This is a genomic window from Nonomuraea sp. MG754425 (genome assembly GCF_021699195.1).
Taxonomy (GTDB): domain Bacteria; phylum Actinomycetota; class Actinomycetes; order Streptosporangiales; family Streptosporangiaceae; genus Nonomuraea.
The window spans coordinates 1-26,077 of the sequence record NZ_SSXE01000107.1 but is presented as its reverse complement, the minus strand read 5'-3'; the positions used below and the strand labels follow the sequence as shown (position 1 = coordinate 26,077).

Annotated in this window: 25 protein-coding genes; 13 read left to right on the top strand and 12 right to left on the bottom strand. The window is 72.7% G+C overall.

Features of this window, described 5'->3' with window-relative positions; genetic code table 11:
• Positions 1 to 8: 8 nt before the first annotated feature.
• Positions 9 to 578, bottom strand: coding sequence for a tripartite tricarboxylate transporter TctB family protein (locus FAF44_RS31805; RefSeq protein ID WP_237107007.1), 570 nt, complete (start codon positions 576 to 578; stop codon positions 9 to 11).
• 46 nt (positions 579 to 624) lie between these two features.
• A complete protein-coding gene (locus tag FAF44_RS31800; protein ID WP_237107006.1) occupies positions 625 to 1,632 on the bottom strand; it encodes a tripartite tricarboxylate transporter substrate binding protein in 1,008 nt (335 codons plus the stop codon).
• Positions 1,633 to 1,800: 168 nt separating this feature from the next.
• Here FAF44_RS31800 and FAF44_RS31795 point away from each other — a divergent pair, with 168 nt between their 5' ends.
• The 3 genes from FAF44_RS31795 (at position 1,801) to FAF44_RS31785 (ending at position 5,098) form a co-directional block, all read left to right on the top strand.
• On the top strand, positions 1,801 to 2,715 hold the full coding sequence (locus FAF44_RS31795; RefSeq protein ID WP_237107005.1) for a LysR family transcriptional regulator: 915 nt from the start codon (positions 1,801 to 1,803) through the stop codon (positions 2,713 to 2,715).
• A 137-nt stretch (positions 2,716 to 2,852) separates the two neighbouring features.
• Complete coding sequence (gene kdgD / locus FAF44_RS31790) at positions 2,853 to 3,767, top strand: 5-dehydro-4-deoxyglucarate dehydratase (RefSeq protein WP_237107004.1); 915 nt, start codon at positions 2,853 to 2,855, stop codon at positions 3,765 to 3,767.
• Between the two features lie 8 nt (positions 3,768 to 3,775).
• On the top strand, positions 3,776 to 5,098 hold the full coding sequence (locus FAF44_RS31785; RefSeq protein ID WP_272895290.1) for an enolase C-terminal domain-like protein: 1,323 nt from the start codon (positions 3,776 to 3,778) through the stop codon (positions 5,096 to 5,098).
• Positions 5,099 to 5,101: 3 nt separating this feature from the next.
• Here FAF44_RS31785 and FAF44_RS31780 read toward each other — a convergent pair whose 3' ends face one another.
• On the bottom strand, positions 5,102 to 5,953 hold the full coding sequence (locus FAF44_RS31780; protein WP_237107003.1) for a DUF72 domain-containing protein: 852 nt from the start codon (positions 5,951 to 5,953) through the stop codon (positions 5,102 to 5,104).
• A 102-nt stretch (positions 5,954 to 6,055) separates the two neighbouring features.
• Here FAF44_RS31780 and FAF44_RS31775 point away from each other — a divergent pair, with 102 nt between their 5' ends.
• Positions 6,056 to 6,916 carry an NAD(+)/NADH kinase gene (locus FAF44_RS31775; RefSeq protein WP_237107002.1) on the top strand — a complete coding sequence of 287 codons (861 nt, stop codon included), beginning with the start codon at positions 6,056 to 6,058 and terminating at the stop codon, positions 6,914 to 6,916.
• A gap of 18 nt (positions 6,917 to 6,934) precedes the next feature.
• Here the strand turns inward: FAF44_RS31775 and FAF44_RS31770 are convergent, their stop codons facing one another.
• On the bottom strand, positions 6,935 to 8,443 hold the full coding sequence (locus FAF44_RS31770; RefSeq protein ID WP_237107001.1) for a YibE/F family protein: 1,509 nt from the start codon (positions 8,441 to 8,443) through the stop codon (positions 6,935 to 6,937).
• 76 nt (positions 8,444 to 8,519) lie between these two features.
• Between FAF44_RS31770 and FAF44_RS31765 the strand changes: the two genes are divergently transcribed.
• Both FAF44_RS31765 and FAF44_RS31760 read left to right on the top strand, forming a co-directional pair.
• Positions 8,520 to 9,230 carry a DUF72 domain-containing protein gene (locus FAF44_RS31765; RefSeq protein WP_237107000.1) on the top strand — a complete coding sequence of 237 codons (711 nt, stop codon included), beginning with the start codon at positions 8,520 to 8,522 and terminating at the stop codon, positions 9,228 to 9,230.
• A complete protein-coding gene (locus FAF44_RS31760; protein ID WP_237106999.1) occupies positions 9,227 to 10,195 on the top strand; it encodes a magnesium transporter CorA family protein in 969 nt (322 codons plus the stop codon). The genes FAF44_RS31765 and FAF44_RS31760 overlap by 4 nt, the downstream gene beginning before the upstream one ends.
• Here FAF44_RS31760 and FAF44_RS31755 read toward each other — a convergent pair.
• The 3 genes from FAF44_RS31755 to FAF44_RS31745 are packed head-to-tail and all read right to left on the bottom strand — an operon-like array spanning position 10,090 to position 13,567.
• Positions 10,090 to 10,623: a DUF1850 domain-containing protein gene (locus FAF44_RS31755; RefSeq protein ID WP_237106998.1), complete on the bottom strand. Its 534-nt coding sequence runs from the start codon at positions 10,621 to 10,623 to the stop codon at positions 10,090 to 10,092. The two genes, FAF44_RS31760 and FAF44_RS31755, sit on opposite strands and share 106 nt — an antisense overlap.
• Positions 10,624 to 10,643: 20 nt before the next feature.
• The gene (locus tag FAF44_RS31750) at positions 10,644 to 11,594 is read right to left on the bottom strand and encodes a TAXI family TRAP transporter solute-binding subunit (protein WP_237106997.1); all 951 of its coding nucleotides are present in this window, start codon (positions 11,592 to 11,594) and stop codon (positions 10,644 to 10,646) included.
• Positions 11,591 to 13,567 carry a TRAP transporter fused permease subunit gene (locus FAF44_RS31745; RefSeq protein WP_237106996.1) on the bottom strand — a complete coding sequence of 659 codons (1,977 nt, stop codon included), beginning with the start codon at positions 13,565 to 13,567 and terminating at the stop codon, positions 11,591 to 11,593. Before FAF44_RS31745 ends, FAF44_RS31750 begins: the two co-directional genes overlap by 4 nt.
• A 153-nt stretch (positions 13,568 to 13,720) precedes the next feature.
• On the opposite strand from FAF44_RS31745, the gene FAF44_RS56000 reads away from it, so the two are divergent.
• The 3 genes from FAF44_RS56000 to FAF44_RS31730 all read left to right on the top strand — a co-directional run bounded on the left by FAF44_RS56000 (position 13,721) and on the right by FAF44_RS31730 (position 16,459).
• Positions 13,721 to 14,695, top strand: a complete 975-nt coding sequence (locus FAF44_RS56000) for a helix-turn-helix transcriptional regulator (RefSeq protein ID WP_237106995.1) — start codon at positions 13,721 to 13,723, stop codon at positions 14,693 to 14,695.
• A 134-nt stretch (positions 14,696 to 14,829) separates the two neighbouring features.
• Complete coding sequence (locus tag FAF44_RS31735) at positions 14,830 to 15,165, top strand: YciI family protein (protein ID WP_237107065.1); 336 nt, start codon at positions 14,830 to 14,832, stop codon at positions 15,163 to 15,165.
• A 16-nt stretch (positions 15,166 to 15,181) separates the two neighbouring features.
• Entirely contained in the window at positions 15,182 to 16,459 is a 1,278-nt protein-coding gene (locus tag FAF44_RS31730; RefSeq protein ID WP_237106994.1) for an RNA polymerase sigma factor, read from the top strand.
• On the opposite strand, the gene FAF44_RS55995 is transcribed toward FAF44_RS31730, so the two are convergent.
• Together FAF44_RS55995 and FAF44_RS31720 are read right to left on the bottom strand one after the other, a co-directional pair.
• Positions 16,454 to 17,677: a cytochrome P450 gene (locus FAF44_RS55995; protein ID WP_237106993.1), complete on the bottom strand. Its 1,224-nt coding sequence runs from the start codon at positions 17,675 to 17,677 to the stop codon at positions 16,454 to 16,456. The genes FAF44_RS31730 and FAF44_RS55995 overlap by 6 nt on opposite strands.
• A 121-nt stretch (positions 17,678 to 17,798) precedes the next feature.
• Entirely contained in the window at positions 17,799 to 18,251 is a 453-nt protein-coding gene (locus FAF44_RS31720) for an ATP-binding protein (protein ID WP_237106992.1), read from the bottom strand.
• A 171-nt stretch (positions 18,252 to 18,422) separates the two neighbouring features.
• Here FAF44_RS31720 and FAF44_RS31715 point away from each other — a divergent pair, with 171 nt between their 5' ends.
• From FAF44_RS31715 to FAF44_RS31705, 3 genes are all read left to right on the top strand, one after another.
• Entirely contained in the window at positions 18,423 to 18,890 is a 468-nt protein-coding gene (locus FAF44_RS31715) for an adenylyltransferase/cytidyltransferase family protein (RefSeq protein WP_237106991.1), read from the top strand.
• 61 nt (positions 18,891 to 18,951) lie between these two features.
• Positions 18,952 to 19,539 (top strand): hypothetical protein, encoded by a 588-nt coding sequence (locus tag FAF44_RS31710; protein WP_237106990.1) that lies wholly within the window; start codon positions 18,952 to 18,954, stop codon positions 19,537 to 19,539.
• A 43-nt stretch (positions 19,540 to 19,582) separates the two neighbouring features.
• The gene (locus FAF44_RS31705) at positions 19,583 to 20,326 is read left to right on the top strand and encodes a DUF427 domain-containing protein (protein ID WP_237106989.1); all 744 of its coding nucleotides are present in this window, start codon (positions 19,583 to 19,585) and stop codon (positions 20,324 to 20,326) included.
• Between the two features lie 38 nt (positions 20,327 to 20,364).
• Here the strand turns inward: FAF44_RS31705 and FAF44_RS31700 are convergent, their stop codons facing one another.
• Genes FAF44_RS31700 through FAF44_RS31690 form a run of 3 tightly spaced genes read right to left on the bottom strand, consistent with a single transcriptional unit; the run spans position 20,365 to position 24,594 of the window.
• The gene (locus FAF44_RS31700; protein ID WP_237106988.1) at positions 20,365 to 21,627 is read right to left on the bottom strand and encodes a M20/M25/M40 family metallo-hydrolase; all 1,263 of its coding nucleotides are present in this window, start codon (positions 21,625 to 21,627) and stop codon (positions 20,365 to 20,367) included.
• Positions 21,624 to 23,480, bottom strand: a complete 1,857-nt coding sequence (locus FAF44_RS31695; protein WP_237106987.1) for a prolyl oligopeptidase family serine peptidase — start codon at positions 23,478 to 23,480, stop codon at positions 21,624 to 21,626. The genes FAF44_RS31700 and FAF44_RS31695 overlap by 4 nt, the downstream gene beginning before the upstream one ends.
• A gap of 4 nt (positions 23,481 to 23,484) precedes the next feature.
• A complete protein-coding gene (locus FAF44_RS31690) occupies positions 23,485 to 24,594 on the bottom strand; it encodes a C39 family peptidase (RefSeq protein ID WP_237106986.1) in 1,110 nt (369 codons plus the stop codon).
• An 84-nt stretch (positions 24,595 to 24,678) separates the two neighbouring features.
• Between FAF44_RS31690 and FAF44_RS31685 the strand changes: the two genes are divergently transcribed.
• A complete protein-coding gene (locus FAF44_RS31685; RefSeq protein WP_237106985.1) occupies positions 24,679 to 26,010 on the top strand; it encodes an SWIM zinc finger family protein in 1,332 nt (443 codons plus the stop codon).
• Positions 26,011 to 26,077: the final 67 nt, after the last annotated feature.

Here is a 26,077-nt window from a genome sequence, read left to right as displayed (position 1 = left end):
TGACTTTCTCAGACGAGGCGGGGGAGCGGGATCTGCAGCAGCAGCACGAAGAGCACGTAGAACGCGGCCACGGCGCCGAAGCTGATCACGATGGACGAGCGCCACGACTCCTTGCCCAGCAGGCGCAGCCAGACGAACATCAGCAGCAGCGAGGGGATCTCGAAGCCGATCACCGGCAGCAGCACGGCGAGCCCGACGAGCGAGAGCACGCCCGCCGCCGTCTGCAGGCTGGAGCGGGAGAAGCGTTCGGTGTCCCGCAGGTGGCGGCCCGTGAGGAGGAGCACCACCGACAGCACGACGATGACGACGCTGATGGCGAAGGGCCACAGCCCGGGGCCGGGTTGCGTGAGCCGCCCGAGCCCGAGCGCGTACGAGCCGACCGCACCGAAGACGCCGACGGCGAGCGCCACCAGGGCCGCCGCGACCTGGGAGATGGGGCCGCCGTGCGGCGGCCTGGCCTCCTCCATCTCGGCCTGGAGCCGGTCGGCCTCCTCCTGCAGGTCTGCCGCCCGCGGATCCGGCTCAGGCGGCCCGTCCTGCACGGACTTGGGGCCGGGCGGGCTCGTGGGGTCGGACATGGATGTGCACACTCCTTCGTGCGTGGGGGGCCACCGGCCGCCGGGATCAACCGGCCAGGCTGATGCCGAACTCGTCGAGCTTCGCCGTGAACGTGGTGGTGTCGTTCTGCAGCGAGGTGAGCACCTCCTGCGGGGAGACCTCCATCGGAGTGAGGGAGTTCTGCTCGTTGAACTTCTTGTACTCCTCCGTGGCGAACGTCTTCTTGGCCGCGTCGAGCAGCTTGGTCTTGACGTCCTCCGGCGTGCCCTTGGGCGCGGTCAGGAAGCGGTACTGCGTCACCAGGACGTCGTAGCCCTGCTCCTTGGCGGTCTCCACGTCGGGCAGGAACGGGATGCGCTCCGCGGAGAAGACGGCGAGCGGGACGAGCTTGCCGGCCTTGATGTTCTCGATGGCCTCGCCGATCTGCATGGTGGACACGTCCACCTGGTTGCCCAGCAGGGCGGTCAGGTTGGGGGCGCCGCCGTCGAACGGCACGGCCGTGGACTCGATGCCGGCCGTCTTGAAGGTCAGCGCCGAGGCGAGTTGCGCGCCGGTGCCGACGCCGGTGGTGCCGTACCGGATCGTCTTGCCGGCCTTCTTCATGTCGTCGATCGACTTGTAGCCGGACTTGGTGTTGGTGGCCATGACGTAGTCGTCACGGGAGATGCCGGTGATGACGTCGAACGAGTCGATCTTCGTGGCCTCGGCCTCCGACACCGTGAGCGGCGTGATCGTGAAGAGTGAGGCGTTCTGCACGGCGATCTTGTAACCGTCGGGCTTGGCGGCCTGGAGTTCCTTGGCGTTCAGGGCGCCGTTCGCGCCGGGCTTGTTGAGCACGGGCGTGGAGACGCCGACCTCCTTGCCGATGCCCTGGGCCAGCGCGCGGGTGATGAGGTCGGTCGAGCCGCCCGCGGAGGCGCCGACGCTGAACTCGATGTTGCCCGTCGGATATTCCCCGTCGCCGCCGCCGGAAGAGGTCGTCTTGACGCCACCGCAGGCCGCAAGCGTGATCGCGGCGGCGACGCCGACGACACCGTGGAGGATTCGGCGGGGGGCTGTCCGAGATGTCGGCATTGACTTCTCCTTTGTGCGGGCGGAGACCGCCCGTGGATCTCTGTGAAGCGGAGAGGGGGTTGCGTAAGGTTACGGCAAGGTTTCCGCTTTGTAGTCTCCGGAGACTATGGACCAGCTTCGATGCCTGTCCAGGCTCATTTCGGTATCAAGTGATACTCTTCGCGCATCATGCTAACACTCGATCAGATCCGGGCCTTCGTGGCCGTCGCGGAGGAACTGCACTTCGGCCGCGCGGCTGATCGGCTGCGCATGACCCAGCCCCCGCTGAGCAGGCACATCCAGAAGCTGGAGCGGGTCGTCGGCGTGACCCTGCTGGAACGTGACAACCGGCGCGTGGTGCTCACCGACGCCGGGCGCGGCTTCCTGGAGGACGCCCGCCGTATGCTCTCCCTCGTCGACACGGCCGGTGACCGGGCGCGCCGGATCGCCAGCGGCGCGGCCGGCACCGTACGGCTGGGGTTCACGGCTGTCTCGGCCATCAGCATGCTGGGCGCGCTGCTGCGGCGGCTGTCGGAGCGGCTGCCGGAGATCGACGTCATCCTGCACGAACGGGTCACCGCCGGGCAGGTGGACGGCCTGCTGCGCGGCGAACTCGACCTGGGCCTGGCCCGCCCGCCGTTCGACATCGACACGCTCGACTCCCGCGTCGTCTTCCGCGAGCCGCTGTGCGCCGCCGTGCCGCTCGGCCACCCGCTGGCCGAACTGGGCCGCCCGCTGGCCCCCGACGACTTCGACGGCCTGCCGGTGATCAGCTACAACCCGGTGCAGTCGCGTTACTTCCACGAGCTGACCGTCCGCTTCCTGACCAACTCCCACCCCCGGATCGAGCAGCAGGTCCACCAGATCCTCACCGCGGTGCTGCTCGTCGCGGCCGGGCGGGGCGTGGCCCTGACGCCCGCCAGCGCCCGCTCGCTCGGCGTGGACGGCATCGCCTTCTGCGACCTCGTACGCGGCGGCGGAGACCCGCTGGACGGCGAGGAGGGTTCGGGGGAGCCGGTCGAGCTGCACGTCATCTGGGATCGGCACTCCACCAACCCCGCGCTGGCCCGCGTACTGGAGCTGCTTCCCGACCTGGGATCATGACGATGCCGTGCGGGTATCGCCGGATACATAATCGCACTTGGACAAGTATCGCCCCACCTCCTTAGCCTGACCAGCGTCAGTCCTTACCGGCGGTGCGGGAAATCCTGCGGCCGCAAGTGAAGCGAGGAGCGTCCGCCATGCCCAGTTACTCCCCGCAGGAGCTCGCCACACAGCTCAAGAGCGGCCTGCTGTCGTTCCCCGTCACCCATTTCACCCAGGACCTCGAGTTCGACGAGGCCGCTTACCGCGACCACCTGTCCTGGCTGAGCTCGTACCCGGTGGCCGGGCTGTTCGCCGCGGGAGGCACCGGCGAGGGCTTCTCCCTGACCCCCGGCGAGATCGACCAGGTGGTCCGCGCCGCGGTGAGCGAGGTCAACGGCAGGGTGCCGGTCATCGCCCCGGCCACCGGCGGCACCGCCAATGCCGTGGCCCAGGCCAGGGCCGCCGCCGACGCGGGCGCCGACGGCCTGCTGCTGATGCCCCCGTACCTCACCGAGGCCGGCCAGGACGGCCTGGTCGAGCACGTCTCGGCGGTGTGCCGCGCCACCGGCCTGGGCGTGATCGTCTACAGCCGGGCCAACGCGATCCTCAACGACCGCTCCGTGGCGGCCCTGGCCGAGCGGAACCAGAACCTCGTCGGCTTCAAGGACGGCGTCGGCAACATCGAGAACCTCACCCGCATCTACGCCGCCGTCGGCGACCGCCTTGCCTACGTCGGCGGGCTGCCCACGGCCGAGACCTTCGCGCTGCCGCTGCTCCAGCTCGGCATGAGCACCTACTCCTCGGCCATCTTCAACTTCGTCCCGCAGTACGCGCTCGACTTCTACGCCGACGTCCTCGCCCAGGACCAGGCGGCCGTCTACCGGCGCATCCGCGAGTTCGTGCTGCCCTACCTGGACATCCGCGACCGGGTGAAGGGATACGCTGTGTCGATCATCAAGGCTGGCCTGACCGCCGTCGGCCGTCCGGGCGGCCCGGTGCGCCCGCCCCTGACGAACCTCACCGACGGCGAGCTGGCCGAGCTGACCGCCCTCATCAACAAGATCAGCTAGGGGGTCCGTTGTCTCCCACGGTTCACCGTGTCGAGGTCGTCCCGGTCGCCGGGCACGACAGCATGCTGCTCAACCTCAGCGGCGCGCACGGCCCCTTCTTCACCCGCAACGTCGTCATCCTCACCGACTCCGACGGACGTACCGGGCTGGGCGAGGTGCCCGGCGGCGAGGCCATCAGGCGTACCGTCGAGGAGGCCGGCGAACTGCTGGCGGGCCGGCCGGTGGCCGCGTACCGGGGGCTGCTGCGCTCGGTGGCCGAGCGCTTCGCCGCGCGCGACGCGGGCGGGCGCGGCCTGCAGACCTTCGACCTGCGCACCACCGTGCACGCGGTCACCGGCCTCGAGTCCGCCCTGCTCGACCTGCACGGCCAGTACCTCGGCCTGCCCGTGGCCGACCTGCTCGGCGACGGCCGGCAGCGCGACCGGGTGCCGATGCTGGGCTACCTGTTCTACGTCGGCGACCCCGGCAGGACGGACCTGCCCTACCTCGTGGACGACGGCGGCGACGACGCCTGGTCCCGGCTGCGCCGCCAGGAGGCGCTCACACCCGATGCCGTGGTCGCGCTGGCCGAGGCCGCGCGGGAGCGCTACGGCTTCGCCGACTTCAAGCTCAAGGGCGGCGTGCTGGCCGGCGAGGACGAGATCGAGGCGGTCACGGCGCTGGCCCGCAGGTTCCCCGACGCCCGCGTCACGCTCGACCCCAACGGCGGCTGGCTGCTCGCCGACGCCGTACGGCTGTGCCGCGGCCTCGGCGGCGTGCTCGCCTACGCCGAGGACCCGTGCGGCGCGGAGGGACGCTTCTCCGGACGGGAGACGATGGCCGAGTTCCGCCGCGCCACCGGCCTGCCGACCGCGACGAACATGATCGCCACCGACTGGCGGGAGATGGCCCACGCCATCCGCTCCGACGCGGTGGACATCCCTCTGGCCGACCCGCACTTCTGGACCATGGCCGGGTCGGTCCGCGTCGCGCAGCTCTGCCACGACTTCGGGCTGACGTGGGGCTCGCACTCCAACAACCACTTCGACATCTCGCTCGCCATGTTCACGCACGTCGGGGCCGCCGCCCCGGGCGAGATCACGGCGCTGGACACCCACTGGATCTGGCAGGACGGCCAGGCGCTCACCACGAACCCCTTCCGGATCGCGGACGGCGCGATCGAGGTGCCCAGGACGCCCGGACTCGGCGTCGAGCTGGACCGCGCGGCCCTCGACGCGGCGCACGAGCTGTACCTGCGGCACGGGCTGGGCGCCCGCGACGACTCCGTGGCCATGCAGTACCTGCTGGAGGGCTGGACGTTCGACCCGAAGCGGCCCTGCCTGGTGCGCTAGCGGTCAGAACAGGGTCAGCGGCTCGTTCGGCATCGGTTCGGGCAGCGGCTCCAGCCCGGGGACGCCGGCACGCACCTCGTCGTGGAAGCGGCGGGCCAGCCGCAGCGCGTCGGCGTTGTCCGGGGTGTGGATGAACACGGTCGGCTCCCGGCCCTCGCGCAGCCACCGCGTCACCTGCCCCACCCACGGCCGCCAGCCCTCGACCGTGCGCTCCTCCGTGTCGCGGCCCAGGTAGCGCACGATCGGGCGGGCGGTCAGCGCCCGGGTGCGGCGCGGCAGGCGCGGCTTCTTCGTCCACGCCTCGCGCTCGGCGTCGCTGGTCGGCGGGCCGTCGAACATGACGGTGGTGTCGAAGGGCACCCATTCGGCGTCAACCGGCGCGAGCACGCGTTCCAGCAGCCGGGCGGCGCGCTCGTCGGAGAAGAAGGCGGGGTGACGCACCTCGACGGCGTAGCGGTGCCCCTGCGGGAGCCTGCGCAGGAACGCCGCCAGCGTGCCCAGGTCGGCGGGCGAGAAGGAACCCGGGAGCTGGACCCAGAAGGCGTGCACCCGCGGCCCCAGCGGCTCCATCGCCTCCAGGAACGCCGTCAGCTCCTCCTCGGCGCCCGTCAGGCGGCGCTCGTGGGTGATCGGCTTGGGCAGCTTGACGACGAAGCGGAAGCCGGGCGAGGTCTGCTCCGCCCACGACTCGACCGTGGCGCGGGACGGGGTGGCGTAGAACGTGGTGTTGCCCTCCACCGCGTCGCACCAGGTGGCGTAGGCGCGCAGGCGCTCGCCCGGAGCCAGCCGGTCGGGGAGGAAGCGCCGTTGCCACCGCGCGTGTGTCCACATCGCGCATCCCACGTGAAGCCGCATGGGCACGACGTTATCGCCCATCACGCGCCTCCCGCACCGGCGCGCGGCCGGCCCCGGGCCCGATGGCCCGACCGCCGATCCGGCCGACGTAGTGTTGGCGCCATGGGCATGGTCGGGACGGTCGGGCTGGTGCTGCATCCCCAGCGCGACTCGAAGAAGGCGATAGACACCATCCTGCGCTGGGCCGCCGACAAGGGCGCCACCGTGCTCGGCCTGCCCGAGGAGGTGGGCCGCATCGACTGCACCGCGGTCGCCGTCGACGCCACCACGCTCGTGGAGCGGGCCGACCTGCTGGTCGGGCTCGGCGGCGACGGCACGATGCTGCGCACCATGCGGCTGCTGGCCGGCCGGCCGACGCCCATCCTCGGCGTGAACCTCGGCCGGCTCGGGTTCCTCGCCGAGATCGACGTGGACGAGCTGCAGGCCACGCTGTCGGCGATCGACGAGCACGCGTACACGATCGAGCCGCGGATGGCGATCCGCAGCACGGTGGCCGGGGTGCACGTGACGGCGTTCAACGACATCGCGCTCGTCCGCACCCCCGGCGACGGGCTGGCCGGCGTGTCCGTCACCCCGGCGGGCAGCCCCTTCGTGAGCTACTCCGCCGACGCCGTCATCGTGGCCACCTCCACGGGGTCCACCGCCTACAGCTTCTCCGCCGGCGGGCCGATCGTCTCGCCCCGGGTGGAGGCCGTGCTGGTCGTGGCCGCCGCCGCGCACTCGTCGTTCAACCGGGCGCTGGTGCTGCCCGCGGACGAGGAGGTGACGCTCAAGGTGCTGCCCAGCAGCGGGCGGCTGGCCGTCGAGGTGGACGGAGCCGTGGTCGGCCACCTGCACCCGGGCGACAGCGTCACGGTCTCGGCCTGGCCGGGGGCCGCCAAGGTGGTGCGGCTGGGCACCACGTTCTACGAGCGCGCCCGCCGCAAGCTGCGCGTGGACGGCGGCCTCACCGAGCCCGGCTGACCGCGCCGCTTCCGCTCGTCAGGGGTCCGCGCGGCGGCGGTGCCGGGCCGAGCGGCTCGGAAGCTGCGCCGGCGCTTGCGGTTGTGACGGCGGTTGCGGGTATGACGCTGGTTGCGCCAGCGACGGCGGTTGCGCGAGTGACGGTGGTTGCGCCAAGGACGGCGGTTGCGCCGGCGACGGGGACGGCCCGGCGTGCGTCGCGGGCACGTCGGCGTGGGGTCGCGGGGTGAAGAAGTCGTCGTGGTCGTCCTGGTCCGGCCGCCGGGAGAAGAAGCCGTCGTCGTCGTGGTCGTGCTCGTCCGCGCGCGGGCGGCGGGAGAACAGGCCGCCGCCCCGGGGGGAGGGGCTCTCGTCCGGTTCGGCGTCGGCGTCCCACCGGCGGGAGGCCGTCAGGGCGGCCAGGGCCGTGGTGATGGGGACGGCCGCGATGAGCCCCAGCGTGCCGACGATGCTGCGGACGATCTCCTGCGCGATGACCGGCGTCGTCATCACCTCCCCGAGGGGCTGCTCGCCGATGCTGAACAGCAGCAGCAACGGCAGCGACGCCCCCGCGTACGCCAGGATGATCGTGTTGATCACCGACGCGATGTGCGCCCGCCCGATCCGGCTCGCCGCCCGGTAGAGGCGGGCGAAGCCGTAGGACGGGTTGGCGCGGGCCAGTTCGGCCACCGTGACCGCCTGGGTGACCGTCACGTCGTCGAGCACGCCCAGCGCGCCGATGATGATGCTGGCCAGCAGCAGGCCCTGCGTGTCGATGGACAGGCTCATGTCCAGGGCCAGCGCGCTGTCGTCGGTGACGCCGTTGAGCCGGGTGAACCCGAGCGCCCCGTACGACAGCGCCCCCGTCAGCGACAGGCTGGCCAGCGTCCCGAGCACGGCCACGGACGTGGACGACGAGAACCCGTGCGTGAGGTACAGCACCGTCAGCATGATCGCCGCGGCCCCCACGATGGCCACCAGCATGGGCGGCCGGCCCTCCAGGATGCCGGGGAGCACGAACGTCAGCAGCAGCACGAACGTGAACGCCAGCCCGACCAGCGCCGTCAGCCCCCGCCACCGCCCGAAGGCGATCACCGCGAGCGCGAACGCCGCCCCGAACAGCCACAGCGGCGTCGAGCGGTCGTGGTCGGAGATCTGGTACGTGCCGTCGTCCGCGCGCAGCAGGATGACGGCGTCGTCCACGGTGAAGTGCTGCGCCCCCGGCCCGCTGGGCAGGCGGAGCTCGACGTCGCGGCCCGCGTCCGGACCGTCGCCCACCTTGACGACGGCGTTGCCGCAGGTGGCCGGGTCCGGCTGCGGGGAGCCCTCCAGGGCGGCCGGGCACTTCTTCAGCGTGACGCCGACGACCGTGCCGGCGAGCCGCTGCACGCCGGACCGCGCCTGGGCGGCCTCCTCGCCGCCGTCCGGCCAGAGCCACACCAGGGCGGCCAGCGTGACGACGGCCAGCGGCACCAGGACGGCCAGACCGGCCACCACCGTGCGCCGCGACTGAGGGACGGCGGTGCTGTGCGCGTGGTTGGCGCCCATTGCGTGGAAAGTCCTCCTCGGCTGACGAACTAGGACAGTTGTACTGCACCCGGCCCTGCGGGGTAGGCCAGACGGCATGACACGGCTGGTGGGGACCTCGGGATGGCAGTACCGGGACTGGCGGGGGGTCCTTTACCCGGAGGGCGTGCCGCAGCGGCTCTGGCTGGAGACGTACGCGGCCGAGTTCGCCACCGTCGAGAGCAACAACGCCTTCTACCGGCTGCCGAGCGCCGAGTCGTTCGCCGCCTGGCGCGACCGTACGCCGCCCGGCTTCGTGATGGCGGTGAAGGCGAGCAGGTACCTCACCCACATCAAGCGGCTGGACGAGCCGGAGGAGCCGGTCGCGCGGCTGATGGCCGCCGCGGCCGGGCTGAAGGAGAAGCTCGGCCCGATCCTGCTGCAGCTCCCGCCGACGCTCAAGGCCGACCCGGCGCGGCTCGACCGGTGCCTCGGCTGCTTCCCCGAGGGCGTGCGGGTGGCCGTGGAGCCGCGGCACACGTCCTGGTGGACCGAGGAGGTGCGGGACCTGCTGCGCGCCCGCTGCGCCGCCCTGTGCTGGGCCGACCGGCTGAGCCGGCCGCTGACGCCGCTCTGGCGCACCGCCGACTGGGGCTACCTGCGCCTGCACCAGGGCCGCTCGGGCGTGGAGTACGGTGAGAGCGCCCTGCGCACCTGGGCGGCCCGGCTGCGGGAGGCGGGCTGGCCCGACGCCTACGTCTACTTCAACAACGACCTGGGAGGGGCCGCCGTGCGCAACGCCAGACGATTTGCCAGACTCTGCCGGTGAACACACGCCTTTACCGCCGTGGCGTCCTGGAGAAGGTGGGCTTCCCGATCGAGGAGGTCTCCGACTACCTGGCGGACCCCGGCAACACGGTCTGGTTCGACCTGTGCGCCCCGTCGCCCGATCAGCTCGGCGTGATCAGCGAGGAGCTGGGGCTGCACGAGCTGGCGGTGGAGGACGTTCTCGGCGACCACCAGCGGCCCAAGGTGGACGTCTACGACAACCACCTGTTCATCACCGTGTACGGGGCCCACCTCGACGCCGGCCGCCTCGTCCCCGTCGAGGTGAACGTCTTCGTCACCCCCAACGCCCTGGTCACCGTGCGGGAGAACGAGCACTTCGACATCGGCGGCGTGGTCAGGCGGTGGGACGCCGCCTCCCGGATGGCCGGGCACGGCGTGACGTTCCTGCTGCACGGCCTGCTCGACTACGTCGTGGACCGCCAGTACGACCTGGTGCAGGAGCTCGACGGCCAGGTCGAGGCGATGGAGGAGGCGCTGTTCGCGCAGAACGTGCGCGACGGCCGGGCGTTGCAGCAGTCCATGTACCTGCTGCGCAAGGACACCACCAAGCTGCGCCGGATCACCATGCCCATGCGCGAGGTGATCGGCACCCTGCTCCGCCACGACCAGAACGTGGTGGGCGACCCCGAGATGACCCCCTACTACCAGGACGTCGACGACCACGTCCTGCGCGTGAGCGAGGGGGTGGAGTCCATCCGCGACATGCTCGCCAACGTCCGCGAGACCCGCCTGGCCCAGCAGGGCTTCCGGCTGAACGAGATCATGAAGAAGCTGACGAGCTGGGCCGCGATCATCGCCGTGCCCACCGCGATCACCGGTTTCTACGGCCAGAACCTGCCCTATCCGGGCACGGGGGAGGTCTGGGGCTTCTGGGTGTCCTCGGTGCTGATGGTGGCGATGTCGGTGGGGTTGTACATCGTCTTCAAGAAGAAGGACTGGTTGTGATCGCACGGCCCGCCGTGCGCGTCCTGGGTGAGCCCGACCGTCAGCCGCACCTCGCGCGCGCCGGTGGCCGGGTAGAGGGGCAGGCAGCGACCGCCCGAGACGACCGTCCGCCGCCCGATCGAGGTCGTGAGCAGCGACAGCTCCTCGTACGAGGCCGGTTCGGCCAGCCGCAGCAGCCACACGTCCCCCGGCAGGCGCACCCGCTCGCCCTCGACCGCGTAGTAGTCCAGCACGCCCTCGTTCACCGACAGCACCGCCCGCATGGTGAAGCGGCGGCCCTCCACGGTGAACACCTCCGCGGAGGGCGCGCGGTAGATCGAGTGCACGTAGCCGATCGCGAAGGCGCCCGCCACGACGGGCAGGCCGTTCACGGCCGGGCGTCCCGCGCCGCCGCCGGAGCCGAGCGCCGCCACCAGCGCGAGCGCCACCGGAAACCGGCCCGTCAGGCTCAGCCCAGCTCCTGGTAGTAGCGGGCGGCGCCCGGGTGCAGCTCGACCGGGGCCACCTGCCGGCCCAGCGCCGGGTCGAGCTTCTGGGCCTCCGGGTGCACGGCCGACAGATCGGCCTTCTTGTCGAACAGCAGCTTGGTGATGTCGTGGGCGAGCTGCTCGCTCATCGAGTCCGGCACCAGCAGCACGTTCGCGATGCCGACGGTCTTCAGCGAGCCGGACAGCTTGTAGGTGGCGGCCATGTCCACGTCGAGGGCGACGTACTGCTCGCCGTAGGTGGTGTGCATCGTCCCCAGCACGTCGCCGGCGTCGAGCATCTTCATGTCCGGCCTGCTGGTGGCGAGGTCGGTGATGCCGGCGGTGGGCAGGCCGCCGACCCAGAAGAACGCGTCGATGGTGCCGTCCTTGACCGCCTGCACCGCCTCGTTGATCGAGAGCTGCTGCTTGGTGACGCCGGTGTCGGGGTCGATCCCGGCGGCCTTCAGCATGCGCCTGGCCACGACCTGCGTGCCGGAGTTGGCGGGGCCGAGCGAGACGCGCTTGCCCTTCAGGTCGGCGATCTTGGTCGCGTCCACGCCGGGGGCGACCACGACGTGCGCGTAGTTGTCGTAGATGCGGGCGAGGGCCTTGATCGGCTGCTTGGTGGTGAAGGTGTCCTTGCCGTTGACCGCGTCGGCGGCCGTGTCGGCCTGGGAGAAGCCGATCTGGGCCTTGCCGGAGGCCAGCAGCTTGATGTTCTCGACGGAGGCCGAGGTGACCGACGCGGTGGCGTTGGTGTTGGGGATGCCGGACGAGAGCAGCTTGGCCAGGCCGCCGCCGTAGACGTAGTAGACGCCGGTCGTCCCGCCGGTGGCGATCGAGATGCGGTTGCCCGCGCCCCCGCCCGCGCCCTGGCCGCCACAGCCCGCCGCGACCAGGACGGCGGCGACGATCGTGAGAATGCGCTTCACGCTGGGTTCCTTCTCCTTCTTCTGATGAGGTGCACGGCGACGGCCACGGCCAGCACGGCCAGGCCGGTCACGATGGGGACGGGTTCGAGGAACAGCAGCAGCACCGCCGCGACCGCCGCGAGCAGCCGCTCCGGCCAGGCGGCCAGCCCGCCGGTGGCCATGGCGAGGGCGGCCACCGCGATCGCCGAGACGGCGGTCATCAGCAGCACGGTGCCGATCGGCCCCTGCCCGAGCAGCGCCTGCCCGTTCGGCGTCAGCACGAAGGCGAACGGCACCAGGAACGCCGGCAACGTGTAACGCCAGGTCAGCATCATGGTCCGGTACGTGTTGCCGCCGGTGATCGCCGCCGCCGCGACCGCGGACAGCGCCGTGGGCGGGCTCACCTCCGACAGCACCGCGTAGTAGAAGACGAACATGTACGCCTCGGGCCTGGTGACCCCGAGGTCGAAGAGCGCGGGCCCGATGATCACGGCGGCGATGATGAAGCTGGCGGTCACCGGCACGGCCAGGCCGAGCAGCAGCACCGCGATGGCCGCCATGACGGTCGTGAGGATCAGGCTGCCGGCGCCGATGTCCACGATGATGTCGGCGAGTTTCTGCCCGAGGCCGGTCAGCGTGATCGCGCCGACGATGATGCCCGCCGCCGCGCAGACCGCGGTCACCGGCAGCACCTCCAGCGTGCCCTTGGCCAGCGCCTGCCCGATGCGTTTCGGCCCCATCCGGCGCTCGGGGTCGAGGAAGGACAGCAGGAACGCGATCGCGGTGGCGATCGCCACCGCCTGGAAGGCCGAGCGGTCCAGCGCCATCAGCACGATGATGAGGATCAGCGAGCTGAAGTGGTAGCCGAAGCGCAGCAGCAGCCGTCCGGGCCTGGGCGCGTCCACCGGTACGGCCTCGGTGCCGAAACGCCGCGAGTCGATCTCGATGGCCAGGAAGATGCCGAGGTAGTACAGGAGGGTGGGGATCGTCGCGTACAGGAGCACCTGGAGGTAGCCGACCCCGAGGTACTCGGCGATGATGAACGCCGCCGCGCCCAGCGTGGGCGGCGACAGGATGGCGCCGATGCCGCCCGCGGCGAGGATGCCGCCGGCCTGCTCCCTGGGGTAGCCGGCCCGGCGCAGCACCGGCCAGGCGACGCTGCCCAGGCTGACCGTGGTGGCCACGCCCGAGCCGGACACCGTGCCGAGCAGGAAGCCGGCGGTGGTGACGGTGCGGCCGGGGGCCGAGCGGGACCTGCGGAAGGCGGCGAAGCTCAGGTCGATGAAGAACCTGCTGGCGCCCGAGTAGTCGAGCACCGCGCCGTAAATGGTGAACAGGATGATGTAACTGGCCGCCACCTGCATCGGCACGCCGAAGAAGCCTTCGGTGCCGGTGTAGAGCTGCGACACGATTTGTCCGATATCGAACCCAGAGTGGCCAATAGACCAATCAATAGGCAAATATGAGCCGTAATAGGTGTAAAGCAGGAAAATGGCGCAGATGATGGCGAAGGACCAGCCGACCGTGCGCCGTACCGCCTCCAGCAGCAACACCGTCAGCAGCACGCCCGCCACGACGTCCAGGTCCGTCAGCGCCGCGCCCGAGCCCCGATCGCGGAACCCGTCGATGTCGAGCAGCGGGTAGACCAGCACCGCCAGCGACGCGGCGGCCAGCAGCCAGTCGGCCGCGTTCGGCCACTCCACCCCCGGACGCCCGGCGGGCGCGGCCGGCTCCGGCCGCCGCAGCAGCCGCCGGACCTGCGGCGCGAGGCCGGAGCGGTAACACAGGAAGACCAGCGGCAGCGCCACCGCCAGGAACGTCATCCGGTGCTCGATCGCTTCGACCGGCCGGAACACCACCACCAGCGAGTACGCGGAAAGCAGCCCGCCCACGACCCAGACGCCGAGTTTGAGCGGTCCGCCCAATTGCCGCGCCGGACGTTCCTGCTCGTGGGCGGAGACGAGTTCGGCCTCACGATCGCTCAGCTCGGTCAAGTCAGTCCTTCCCCGACACGGCTTTGCAGGGACTTTACGAGCCGTTTGCGTGATCAGGGAAGCCTCTGTTACCCATTTGATTTCCACCGCACCGGCCGGGGCACGCCCTGATGGATCCCTGGCCTGGAGATCGTCAAGTGATATAAAAGCTGCGTGGCCCAGATCACCGTGGACGTGCGCCATCTCCAGGCGTTCGCCGAGGTCGGCTACCAGGTGGCGGGCGGCGGGGGCGCGCACGGGGCGATGGCGGCGCTGCGCCGCGTGGTCCCGCTCGACGCCTACGAGTTCGTCGCCTACGACCCCGCCACGGGCCGGCACCACAGCGTCGTCTCCGACGGCCACCCGCGCATCGACGACGACGCGGCCGAGGAGTACGCCGGGCTGGAGGCGTACCGCAGGGCCATGACCACCCGCGCGCCGGTCCCCATGCCGGAGCCCGGCACCGAGCGCTACTTCCGCCGCCACCTCGCCCCCTACGGCTGGCGGGCCGGGCTCACCGCGCCGCTCTTCCTCGACGAGGGCCGCTACACCGGGCTGCTGCACCTGACCACCCGGCAGGGCTTCCCCCGGATCACCGGGGCGCTGGTCACGGCCGTCAGCCCGCTGCTGGCGCACGTCACCGACCTGAGCAGGTGCGTGATCGACCCCGTGGGGCTGCCCGCCGACTTCCGCGCCGTCGCCTTCGACCGGCTCGGCAGGCGGCGCGCGGTGCCCGGCCACGAGAGCTCACCGGCGCTGTGGGACGACCCGGCGATGGCCGCCTGCGCGCGGGCGTTCATCGACTCGCGCGAGCTGAGCCGCCACGGGCTCTGGCTCGGCGCCGACGGCCGCTGGCACGAGGTGCGGCTGCTGCGGGCGGGCGTCGGGTTCCAGGGCTCGGTGCAGGGCGCGGTGGCCGCCGAACGGCCGTGCCGGCTGCCGTACGAGCTGACGGGGCGGGAGGTGGACGTCCTCACCCGGGTGGCGGCCGGTGACTCCAACCCGCAGATCGCCGCCGCCCTCGTGCTGAGCGTGCGTACCGTCACCACGCACCTGGAGCACATCTTCGCCAAGCTCGGCTGCGACAGCCGCACCCGCCTGACCACCAAGGCCCTGGCCGAAGGGCTGTGCCGCCTCGACCTCGCCTGAGCGCGGCCCGCGCATCCGGCAGGCGACGGTAGAAAAGTCTCCGGGGTGTGTCCTCGCGCGCCCTTCCCGTTCGTGGAGATGGGGACGCGGCGCCACCGCCGCGCGGACGACACAGGAGAACCACCGTGAAGTACATGCTGCTGATCAACAGTGCCGCCACCGGCGACGACGACGCCGGGGCGGCCTCGTTCGAGGAGTGGGTGGCCTACGACAAGACCGTCAGGGAGTCCGGCGCCTACGTCAGCGGCGAGTCGCTGGCCGACCTGACCACCGCCACCACCGTCCGCGTCGGCCCGTCCGGGGAGCGTGCCGTCACCGACGGGCCGTTCGCCGAGACGCGGGAGGTCCTCGGCGGCTTCTACGTCATCGACGTGCCCGACCTCGACGTCGCCCTCGACTGGGCGGCCCGCTGCCCCGGGGCGCGCGGCGGCGGCTCCGTCGTGGTCCGGCCGGTCGCGGACTTCGGCTGAGCCGGACCGGTCGCGGGTGACACACGGGAGCGGGGGCGGGACGGCGTCCGTCGAGGCGGTCTTCCGCGAGGAGCACGGCCGGCTGCTGGCCGCCCTGGTGCGCCGGTTCGGCGATCTGGACCTGGCCGAGGAGGTCGCCTCGGAGGCCATCGAGGCGGCGCTGGTGCACTGGCCGGCCGGCGGCGTGCCGCCGAACCCGGGCGCGTGGCTGATGACGACCGCCCGCCGCCGCGCCGTCGATCGGCTGCGCCGCGACCGCACGTACGCCGCGCGCCTGGCCGTCCTCCAGGTGGAGGCCGACCGGGCGGGTCCCGCCGCGCCCGCCGGCCTCGACGGCGGGCTGCCCGACGAGCGGCTGCAGCTCTTCTTCACCTGCGCCCACCCCGCGCTGTCGGCCGAGGACCGCGTCGCGCTCACGCTGCGCTGCCTGGCCGGGCTGAGCACGCCGGAGGTCGCGCGGGCCTTCCTCCTGCCGGCCGCCACCATGGCCAAGCGCATCGTGCGGGCCAAGAAGAAGATCCGCGAGGCCCGCATCCCGTTCCGCGTCCCCGGCGCGGACGAGCTGCCCGGACGGCTGCCCGGCGTGCTCCAGGTGATCTACTCGATCTTCACCGAGGGGTACGCCGCCAGCTCCGGCCCCCACCTGCAGCGGCTCGACCTGGCCGAGGAGGCCATCCGGCTGGCGCGCATCCTGCGCCGGCTGCTGCCCGGAGAGCGGGAGAGCGCCGGGCTGCTCGGCCTGATGCTGCTCGTCCACGCCCGCCACGAGGCGCGCGTCGGGTCGGGCGGCGAGCTGGTGCTGCTCGGCGACCAGGACCGCGGCCGCTGGGACCGCGCGATGATCGAGGAGGGCCAGGACCTCGTGGTCGCCGCGCTCACCGGAGGTCCGCCCGGCCCGTACGGCGTCCAGGCCGCCGTCGCCGCCCTGCACGACGAGGCGGACAGCGTGGCCACCACCGACTGGCCGCAGATCGTGGCCCTGTACGACGTGCTGCTCGCGCTCACGCCGTCGCCCGTGGTCGCGCTCAACCGGGCCGTGGCGGTGGCCATGCGCGACGGTCCCGAGGCCGGGCTCGCGCTGCTCGACGCGCTGGCCGGGGAGCCGCTGCTGCGCGGCCACCACCCGTACGCGGCGGCGCGGGCCGAACTGCTGTGCCGGCTCGGCCGCCACCGGGCCGCCGCCGGCGCCTACCGCGAGGCCCTCGCCCTGGCCGGGAGCGAGCCCGAGCGGGCGCACCTGCGCGACAGGCTGCACGCCTGCGAGGCCGCCGGCCCGGACGGGGACGGCTCATGACACGCTGACGACCAGGCCCCTGATCTCGTATCCGCCGATGTCGTTGTTGAACGTCACCCTCGGAGCCTCAGCCATCCCGACCCCTTCCATGGCGAGCAGCCGGCTGAGGAAGACGTCGGTCTCCAGGATCGCGATCCCCGCCCCCGGGCACTTGTGCGGGCCGTCGCCGAACGCCAGCGCCGCGGCCCCCGCGCCGCCCTCGATCGCCCGGCCGGGCCGCACCGCCAGCGGCTCGGCCCCCACGGCGTCGGGATCGGCGTTGACCGCGTCCACGAGCACCTCGACCACCTCGCCGGCCGGCACCGTGACCGGGCCGCCGGGGGTCGGCAGCTCGATCGCGGCCGTCGTGCGCCGCCGCAGCCGCCCCACCACCGGCTCCAGCCGGACGATCTCGTGCAGCACGGCCAGCCGCTCCGGCTCGTCCGCCGCCCGGTAGCGGGCCAGCAGCGCGTCGTCGGTGAACAGGTGCCAGGCCGCCACGCAGATGAACTCCCGGGTGGTCACCATCCCGGCCGCCGCGAACGTCAGGCACTCGCCGAGGATCTCGGGGGCCGAGCAGCCGTCGTCCAGCAGGTGGGAGATGAGGTCGTCGCGTGGCTCGCGGCGGTGGGCGCGGATCGCGGGGCGCACGTCGCCCAGGTAGATGCGCAGCCAGTTGACGTTCTGCCGGACGGCCCAGTAGACGCCCGAGAAACTCCTCAGGCCCGGCCGGCCGAACTTCTCGGGGAAGAAGCGCTCCAGCCGCTCGCGGAGGCCGGGCCTGCTGGAGGTGAGCCCGATGACCGTGCACGCCACCTCGATCGCCATCCCGAAGCTCAGCTCGGAGAGCTGCGCCGTGCCGGCCGCCCGCAGCTTGGCGAGCTGCGCGTCGGCGACCTGCGCCATCATCGCGCGATAGCGCTCGTCCACCCGGCGGGGCGTGAAGAAGCGGGCCGTCTGCCGCCGGTCCTCGCGGTGCTCGGGGCCGTCGCGGTACAACACCGGCCGCCGGATCCTCGTGGGCAGCTTGTTCATCGTCTCGATGCCGAGACCGGCCTGCACGGTGGCGTCGCTGCGCAGCACGGCGCGGGCCGCCGCCTGGCCGCTCACCTGCCAGACGCCGTCGTCCGCCCGGCCGATCGGGCAGGTGCGCGGTCGCGGCGCGGGGCCGGGCCGCTCGATCTTCCTGATGCCGCCGTGTTCGTCCACGCCCTGTTCGTCCACGCCGTGCTCACTCACGCCGAGTCGTCTCCCGTCCTCGGGTCCCGCCGACCATGCTCCTGCGGGAGCGGCTCCCGATCAAGGCCGGGCCGGGCCGGAACCCCGGGCGACCCGGGCTCGGGACGGTCCGGAACCCCGGCTACACCGCCACCTGGGCGGGCAGCCGGTCGTGCGACATCTCGAACCAGACCGTGGTGGCCCCCTCCTCGCGGGTGAACCCCCAGCGGTCGCTGAGCGCCTCGATCAGCGGCAGGCCGCGCCCGCTCGTGGCACGTGCGTTCGCGCGGCACACACACGGCGGCTGCTCCGAGCCCCCGTCGGCGACGAACACCCGCACCGCCGTCGCCGTGCTGTTCACGGTCACCGTGAACGAGCCCCCGGAGCCCGACTCGGTGTGCAGGACCGCGTTCGTGGCCAGCTCGCTGGTGAGCAGCACCGCCTCGTCGTAGAGCGGGTGATCGCGCCCGAGCGCCGCCGTGACGAGCTGCCTGGCCCTGGCCACCTGCGACGGCGTCCCCGGCAACCGGGCCACGACGTCGCCTGCGCCGGGCTGATCGTCTCCATTCGCGTGGTTCGAGTCCGGCGATGCCACGGCGACCTCCCCCAAATCCGGTGACGTTATGAGACGCGCCGGGGGTGGCCCGGAGATTATCGCGAAAAGGTAGGAATGACCTTTCCCGAGGTCGCCTGCACGTGCCGGTGCGCCGACCGAGTACGCTGCGATCGACGAGTCGTCTAGGCCCATGGGGGAGCGGGAGGTCACGTGAGCAGCCTGGAGGCCGTCTGGACGCAGCCGTACGAGCGACCGGGGGCGGCAGTCGTGACCGGCGTCTTCGACATCCTGCACGTGGGCCACGTGCGCTACCTGGGCGCGGTGGCGGCCCGCGGGCTGCCGCTGATCGTCGGCGTCGAGGACGATCCGCGCGTGCGCGCCTGGAAGGGGCCGAGCCGCCCGTTCAACCCCTCGGCGGAGCGGGCCGAGGTGCTCGCCGCGCTCCGTTTCGTGACCGGCGTCTTCATCGTGACGGGCCCGCCCGAGGCGCACGGGCCGGAAGACTACATCGACCTGCTGGCCCCGATGCGGCCCGCCGCCCTGGCGCACACGGCGGGCGACCCCCACGCGGGCGCCCGCGCGGCGGCGGCGGCCATCCTCGGAGCCGAGTGCTGGGAGATGTCCGCCATCGCCGACCGCTCGACCACCCGCATCGTCAACGCGGCCGGCAAGGGCTGATCCGCTTCCGGCGGCGGCGTCCCTGCGCGGCGCGGTGTGCATGATCGCGTAGGGTTTCCGCATGACGGCCGACCTTGTGGCGAAACGGGTGACCAACGTGCTGGCGCCCCAGGTGCTGGTGATCATGATGCCCCCGGTCGTCGGCCTGATCGCCCAGGGGTGGAGCGGCGCGGCGTGGGGCCTGATGGCCTCGGCGTTCTGCGGCGGCGTGCCGGCCGCGGTGATCGCGGTGGGGGTGCGCTCGGGGAAGCTGGACTCGCACCACATCGTGGACCGCGCCCGGCGCACCGGCCCGCTGCTCGCGGCCGTGGCCGCCGTGCTGCTGGCGCTGGCGCTGCTGGTGGTGCTGGGCGCGCCGACGCTGCTCGTCGCGACCGTGACCGCGATGCTGGTCGCGCTGGCCGTGACCGTGCCGATCACGTTGCGCTGGAAGATCTCCTTCCACGCCGCCGTCTCCGCGGGCACCGTCGTGGTGCTCGCCCACGTGCTGCCCCCGTGGCCGACCGCGATCGCGGGCGCGGCCGTCGTGGGGCTGGTGTGCTGGGCCAGGGTACGGCTCGCGCACCACACCCCGGCCCAGGTCGCGGCCGGAGCGGCGGTCGGCGCGCTGACCACGTGGGCGACCCTGACCGCCTTCGGGGTCGGCTGACCGCCGCCGGAATAGGGGTGGCGCGCGCGGGGTTGGCGCGTACATGGATGCCACGAACCGCGGCCGGGTGCGTGTCGAGCGCACGGCCAAGCGCGTGCGGACCTACCTGGGCGGCCGGGTGGTGGCCGACACCACCCGCGCCCTGCTGGTGTGGGAGGTCCCGTACTACCCCACCTACTACTTCCCGCTCGACGACGTGGACGCGTCCGCGCTGAAGGCGAGCGGGGCCACCCGGCACTCGCCGAGCCGGGGCGAGGCGGTGCTCTACACCGTGACCTCCGGCGCCGCCGAGGCCGCCGACGCGGCGCTGGCCTACCCCGACTCGCCGCTGGAGCAACTCCGCGGGCACGTCCGCTTCGAATGGGCGGCCATGGACGCCTGGTTCGAGGAGGACGAGGAGGTGTACGTCCACCCGCGCGACCCGTACACGAGGGTGGACATCCTGACCGGTTCGCGGCACGTGCGGATCGAGGTCGACGGCGTGACCGTGGCCGACTCGCGCGCCCCGCGCATCCTCTTCGAGACCGGCCTGCCCACCCGCTACTACCTGCCGAAGACCGACGTACGGCTCGACCTGCTGGAGCGCACCGGCACCGTCACGCACTGCCCGTACAAGGGCACGGCCGAGTACTGGGCGGTCAACGGCGAGGAGGACCTCGCCTGGTCGTACCGGACGCCGCTGCCCGAGAGCGAGAAGATCGCCGGGCTGATCGCCTTCTACGACGAGAAGCTCGACGTGTACGTGGACGGCGTGCTGCAGGAGCGCCCGAAGAGCAAGTTCGCCTGACCGCCGGGCCGGCCTCGCGCGGGCCCGGCGATCAGGCGTCAGGTCAGGAGGCGGGTCAGGACCCGGGTGCCGAACTCCAGCCCTTCCACCGGCACCCGCTCGTCCTTGCCGTGGAACATCCCGAAGTAGTCCAGATCGGGCCGGAGCATCAGCGGGGCGAACCCGTAGCCCTCGATGCCGATCCTGGCGAACGACTTGGCGTCCGTGCCCCCGGCCATCACGTACGGGACCGGCCTGGCCTGCGGGTCCTCGGCCACCAGCGCCCCGGCCAGCTCGTCGAAGAACGGCGACGGGTAGGGCGCGTCCGGGGCCTCCTCGAGGTTCACGAACTCGCGGGTGATCTTCGGCCCGAGCAGCCGGTCGATCGTCTCCAGGAACTCCTGCTGCAGGCCCGGCAGGTAGCGTCCGTCCACGTGCGCCGACGCCGTCGAGGGCACGACGTTGACCTTGTACCCGGCCTCCAGCATCGTCGGGTTCGCCGAGTTGCGGATCTGGCCCTCGAACAGGCCGCCCAGCGGGCCGAGCCGGGCCGCCTCGTCGTCCAGCCGGTCGAGGTCGATCGGCCGGCCGGTGATCTCCGACAGGCTCTGGACCAGCGCCGCCACCGACGGCGTCAGGCGCACCGGCCACTGGTGCGCGGCCACCCGCGACAGCGCGTGCACCAGCGTCGCGACCGGGTTGTCCACGGCCGGGCGCGACCCGTGCCCGGCCACCCCGTGCGCCGTCACCTTCATCCAGGCGGTGCCGCGCTCGCCCACCGCGATCGGGTACACCCGGTGCCCGTCGGAGGCGACGCTGAAGCCGCCGGACTCGCTGATCGCCTGGCTCACGCCGTCGAACAACTCGCGGTGCTCGCTCACCGCGTGCCGCGAGCCGTAGTCGCCCGTGGCCTCCTCGTCCGCCAGGAACGCCAGCACCAGATCCCGCTTCGGCCGCTCGCCGCGCGCCCGCATCCCGAGCACGGCGGCCAGCGTCATCGCGCACGAGCCCTTCATGTCGATCGCGCCGCGCCCGTGGACGCAGCCGTCCTCGATCTCCCCGGAGAACGGGTGCAGCCGCCACTCCGCCGGGTCGGCGGGCACCACGTCGAGGTGGCCGTGGACGAGCAGCGCGTCGGAGGAGTCGCCGTCCATCCTGGCCACGACCGTGGTCCGCCGGGGCGCGGACTCGAACACCACCGGCTCCAGGCCCGCGTCGGCCAGCAGCGTGGCGACGTACTCGGCCGCCGGGCGCTCTCCCGAGCCCGGGTTCGTGGTGTCGAACCTGATCAGATCCGAGCAGATCTCGGCAACGCTCTTCACACTCTTCCCTTCAAGGACAACGGCGGCACCTCGGGCGTCTCCATGCCGAAGATCAGCCCGTAGAAGGCCAGCTCGGCCTCCAGCACCGCGACGACAGTCTCCTCCCTGCGCCAGCCGTGCTGCTCACCGGGGAAGGTGCGCAGGGCCCACTCCTTGCCGTGCCGGTCCAGTTCGGCGGTGAACCGCTCGGCCTGCGAGACGTCCACGATCGCGTCCTCCAGGCCGTGCAGCATCAGGCACGGGCCCGAGGCGCGGAAGGCGTTCAGCAGGGGGGAGCGTTCGGTGTAGCGCTCGCGCGTCTCCGGGAGCGGGCCCACCAGCCCGTCGAGGTAGCGGGACTCGAAGTCGTGCGTCTCGGCGGCCCAGCTCTCCGGGTCGGTGATCGCGTAGTGGGCCACCCCGCCCGCGAACACGTCGCTGTGCACGAGCGCCGCCACCGTGGTCCAGCCGCCCGCGCTGCCACCCCTGATGGCCAGCTTGGCGGCGTCGGCGCGGCCCAGCTCGACCAGCCCGCGCGCCACCCTGGCGCAGTCGTGCACGTCCACCACGCCCCACTGGTGGCGCAGCCGCTCCCGGTAGGCGCGGCCGTAGCCGGTGGAGCCGCCGTAGTTCACCACGGCCACGCCGATGCCCCTGCTGGTGAAGTAGGCGATCTCCAGATCGAGCACGATCGGCAGGTTCCCGGTCGGGCCGCCGTGCACGAAGATCACGTACGGTCCCGGGCCGCTCGCCCCCGACGGCGGGTACAGGTGCGCGTGCACCCCCTCGATCGTCACCGCCTCCGGATCCGGCAGCAGGGCGCGCTCCGGCAGCGGCTTGGGGGCCGAGACCACCTCGTGCCCGCCGTCGTCCAGGCCGACCAGCGTGACCTCCAGCGGCGTGCACGGCGTCGCCCGCACGGCCGCCGCCCTGCCGTCGGCGACGGAGACGGTCGAGGACCAGAACGTGGCCGGGCCGCCGATCTCCCGCAGTTCGCCGTTCTCCGGGTCGAGCACGCCCAGGCGGCGGTGGTCGGCGGTGCCGTGCACGACGACCAGGCGGCCGTCCCCGGCCACGGCGAAGCAGGCCGTGCCCGGCTTCCACGTCGCCGTGCCGAACTCCAGCTCCATCGGGGTGAGGTTGCGGGCGGGCGAGCCGTCGAGGGGGACGAGGTGCACGTTCCACCAGCCGGTCGGGTCCGTCGCGGCGTACAGGCTGGTGGCGTCGCGCCACTCGGCCTGGCACACCGACTCGCTCGGGCCGCCCGCGACCACCTCGTACGGCCCGGCCGTGCCGTCCGCGCGCAGCGGGGCCACGCACAGTTCGGTGCCGTCCCACGGCATGTTCGGGTGGTCCCAGCCGATCCAGGCGACATGGCGGCCATCGGGGGAGATGCGGGGATTCATCAAGAAATGTTGGGCTTTGGTGATGACCCTGAGCGGGCCGCCGTCCAGCGGGACCGCCACCAGGTCCCGCACGTCGGACAGCTCCCTGACCGCCCACACCTCGTCCCGGCCCGGCGGGAGGTAGAGGTCGCCGTAGCGCGACGGGCCCTCCGGCGTGAGCGGGACCGGGTCGCCGCCGTCCAGCCGGTACAGGCGCTGGTCGGCCCAGTTCGTGAAGACGAGCCCGCCGCCGGGCAGCGGACGCCACGACCGGCCCCCGTACTCGACGAGCCGGTTGCGCGCGTTCCAGCCCGCGGGCAGCGCGTCCGCGCGGGAGCCGTCCGGCAGGCGGCGCACCACGCAGCGCCGGCCGCCCTCGTGCGGACGCGGCTCGTCCCACCAGACCTCGACACCGGCGGGCGTGGCCACCGCCTCCACCCATTGAGGGCCGCCGTCGGTACGGGCCACGTCGATCGGTCGAATGCTCATGAACTCACCAATTGCCGTCGGTAGAAGGGGGAAGAGTGATGTCCGCGGGATGCAGGACGTACGCGATGCCGCCGCTGCCGGAGCTCCTGAGCCACACGTGCTCGAACGCCGCCCGCGGATAGACCCGCCGGACCTCGGCGTCGGGCGCGGCCGGATCGTTCACCACGACGTCGCCCCCGGCCGTGAAGCCGGTGACGACCAGGATGTGGCCGTTGGTGGAGTAGCGGGAGCCGGGCAGCTCGTGCGCCTTGAACGACTGCGAGGTGATCACCGGGATCCCGGCGCGGACGAACCGCTCCAGCTCCGCCGCCGACCGCAGCCGCGTCACGAACCCCGCCAGCCCGAACCGCCCCGCGTACGCCACGCCGAACGGCCAGTTGCCGGTGCCCTGGTAGCTCTCGTCGTACGTGCCCGCCGCCGCGTGGTCGACAGCCGGGGCCGGATCGCCGTCGCCCACCCAGGCCAGCTCGTCCGGCGCGGGCCCGCGGCCCCAGAAGGCCAGCACCATGGCCACCGAGGCGGGGCCGCACCAGTTGGCGCCCCCGCCGTCGTAACGCGGGTGGTGGCCGGCGTGCGCGTGCTGCGAGAACGGGGGCACCGCCAGTTCGACCGCCCCGCCGGGCCCCGGCGCGCTCGGCGGCGGAGGCTGCCGCGGCAGCGCGGAGGCCATCACGCCCAGCCCCGTCACCAGGGCTCCCGCGCCGTGCCCGGTGATCCGTACCTGGTAGGCCGTCACCGGCCGTCTGGCCACGAACGTGTCCACCGCCACGTCGCCGTCCTCGTCGCCCTGGCCGGGCACCGAGGTGCGCGGACGGCCGTGCTCGGACCAGCGGCCCATGACGTACCACTTGGTGAGGTCGCCGGAGGCGGTCCTGGCCCGCAGCGCGACCTCGATCCACGTGCCCGGCGGGGTGCGCGCGGTCCACGACGGGACGATCTGGGTGGCGGGGAAGCCGATCGGGCGCTCGCCGCCGATCCACCTCCCGGCTCCCGTCGTCCTGTCTGCCGTCGTCCCGGCTCCGGGGGGCGCGGTCGCTTCGGGGGTCGCTTCAGGGGACACCGTGAAGCGGGTGAAGGCGACACGGGCCAGATCGACGGTGAGCACCAGCCCCATTGTGCTTTTGCACCTCATGTCACGCATCGGATGGTTTACGTACGGGCCCCGATTGTGTCGGTGATCATCTCTATCGTTCGGGGCATGACTTCTGCGGTACAGGCTTACACCTACGCCGGTCCGTCCGTGCTGACCGACGGCAGGCTCGGCCTCTCGACCTCCGGCGGCACGGCGTTATCCGGCCCTGCGGCCCACCCCCGGTTCTTCAGCGGCCTGCTCACCCACGCCGCGCCCGCCGCCGCCGGGCTGCTGGCCGTGGCCGACGTGGCGCTCGCCCGCTACCACCAGCCCCGGCCGGGCTGGACCCGCGACCCGGTGGTGACGTGCGACGGCGGGCGGCTCAGGTTCGAGTCGTTCTCGGCCTGCGGCGGCGTCTACGCCCGGCTCGACGTGCTCGCCCTCGACGGTGACGTGCTCGACCGGGGCACCACCAACGTCGACGTCAACGGCCCGCTGCGGGAGGCGCTGGCCAGGGTCGGCGGACGCGACCCGCTCCACGTCGGCGTCGGCCCCGACGAACTGGCCGTCACCACGCTCGACGGCGCGGTGGTGGAGAAGAAGGTGCCGCTGCCGACCCGGTGGCTGCGCGGGTTCGCCGAGGTGCAGGTGATGGCCGCCGGCTGGGACCTGCGGGCCGAACTGGCCGGGCCGCAGGCCGTACGGTTCCTGCGCTCCCTGCCCAAGGGCGCCCGCTCCACCGTCTGGGCCGTGCCCGCCGGGCGCGACCTGCGCCTGTCCTCCGGGCCGGGGCGCGGCGGCGTGTGCCTGTCGGGCGCCGGACGGGTGGCCACACTGCTGCCGCTGCTGCGCTTCGCCAAGGCGCTGCGCGTCTACGGGCCCGCCGACGGCTCGTCCACCGCCGGGGCCTGGGAGCTGGAGCTGCCCGGCATGCGGTACACGCTGGCCGTCTCGCCGGAGCCGTGGCGCGGCTTCTCCGGCGAGGGCCAGGTCCTCGACGCGTTGGCCACCGACGAGGCCGCGGCCGACGCCGACCTCGTGGGCATGCTGCTCAACTTCGAGCCCACCGTCGAGCTGGGGCTGCTCGCCGAGCGCTCGGGGCTGCCCGTCGAGCGGGTCCGCGCGGCGCTCACCCAGCTCGGCACGTCCGGGCGGGTCGGCTACGACCTGCACGAGGCCGCCCACTTCCACCGCGAGCTGCCCTACGACAAGGACCAGGTGGCCGAGCTGAATCCGCGCCTCACGGCGGCCAGGAAGCTCGTCGAGGCGGGGGCCGTCCGCCTGCTGCCCGACGACCACGCCGAGGTGACCACCGACGGCGGGCTGCGGCGGGTGCGCGTCGGTGAGGGCACGTGCAACTGCCCGTGGTGGTTCGACCACCGGGGGTCGCGCGGGCCGTGCAAGCACGTGCTGTCGGCCAGGATCGCCGCGCGCACGGCGGTTGAGGCCGCCCTGTGATCGAGGACGGTCCGATGCACGAGGCGGTCGAGCCGTCGCCCGGCGGCCCGACCGCCTCGTGCATCGG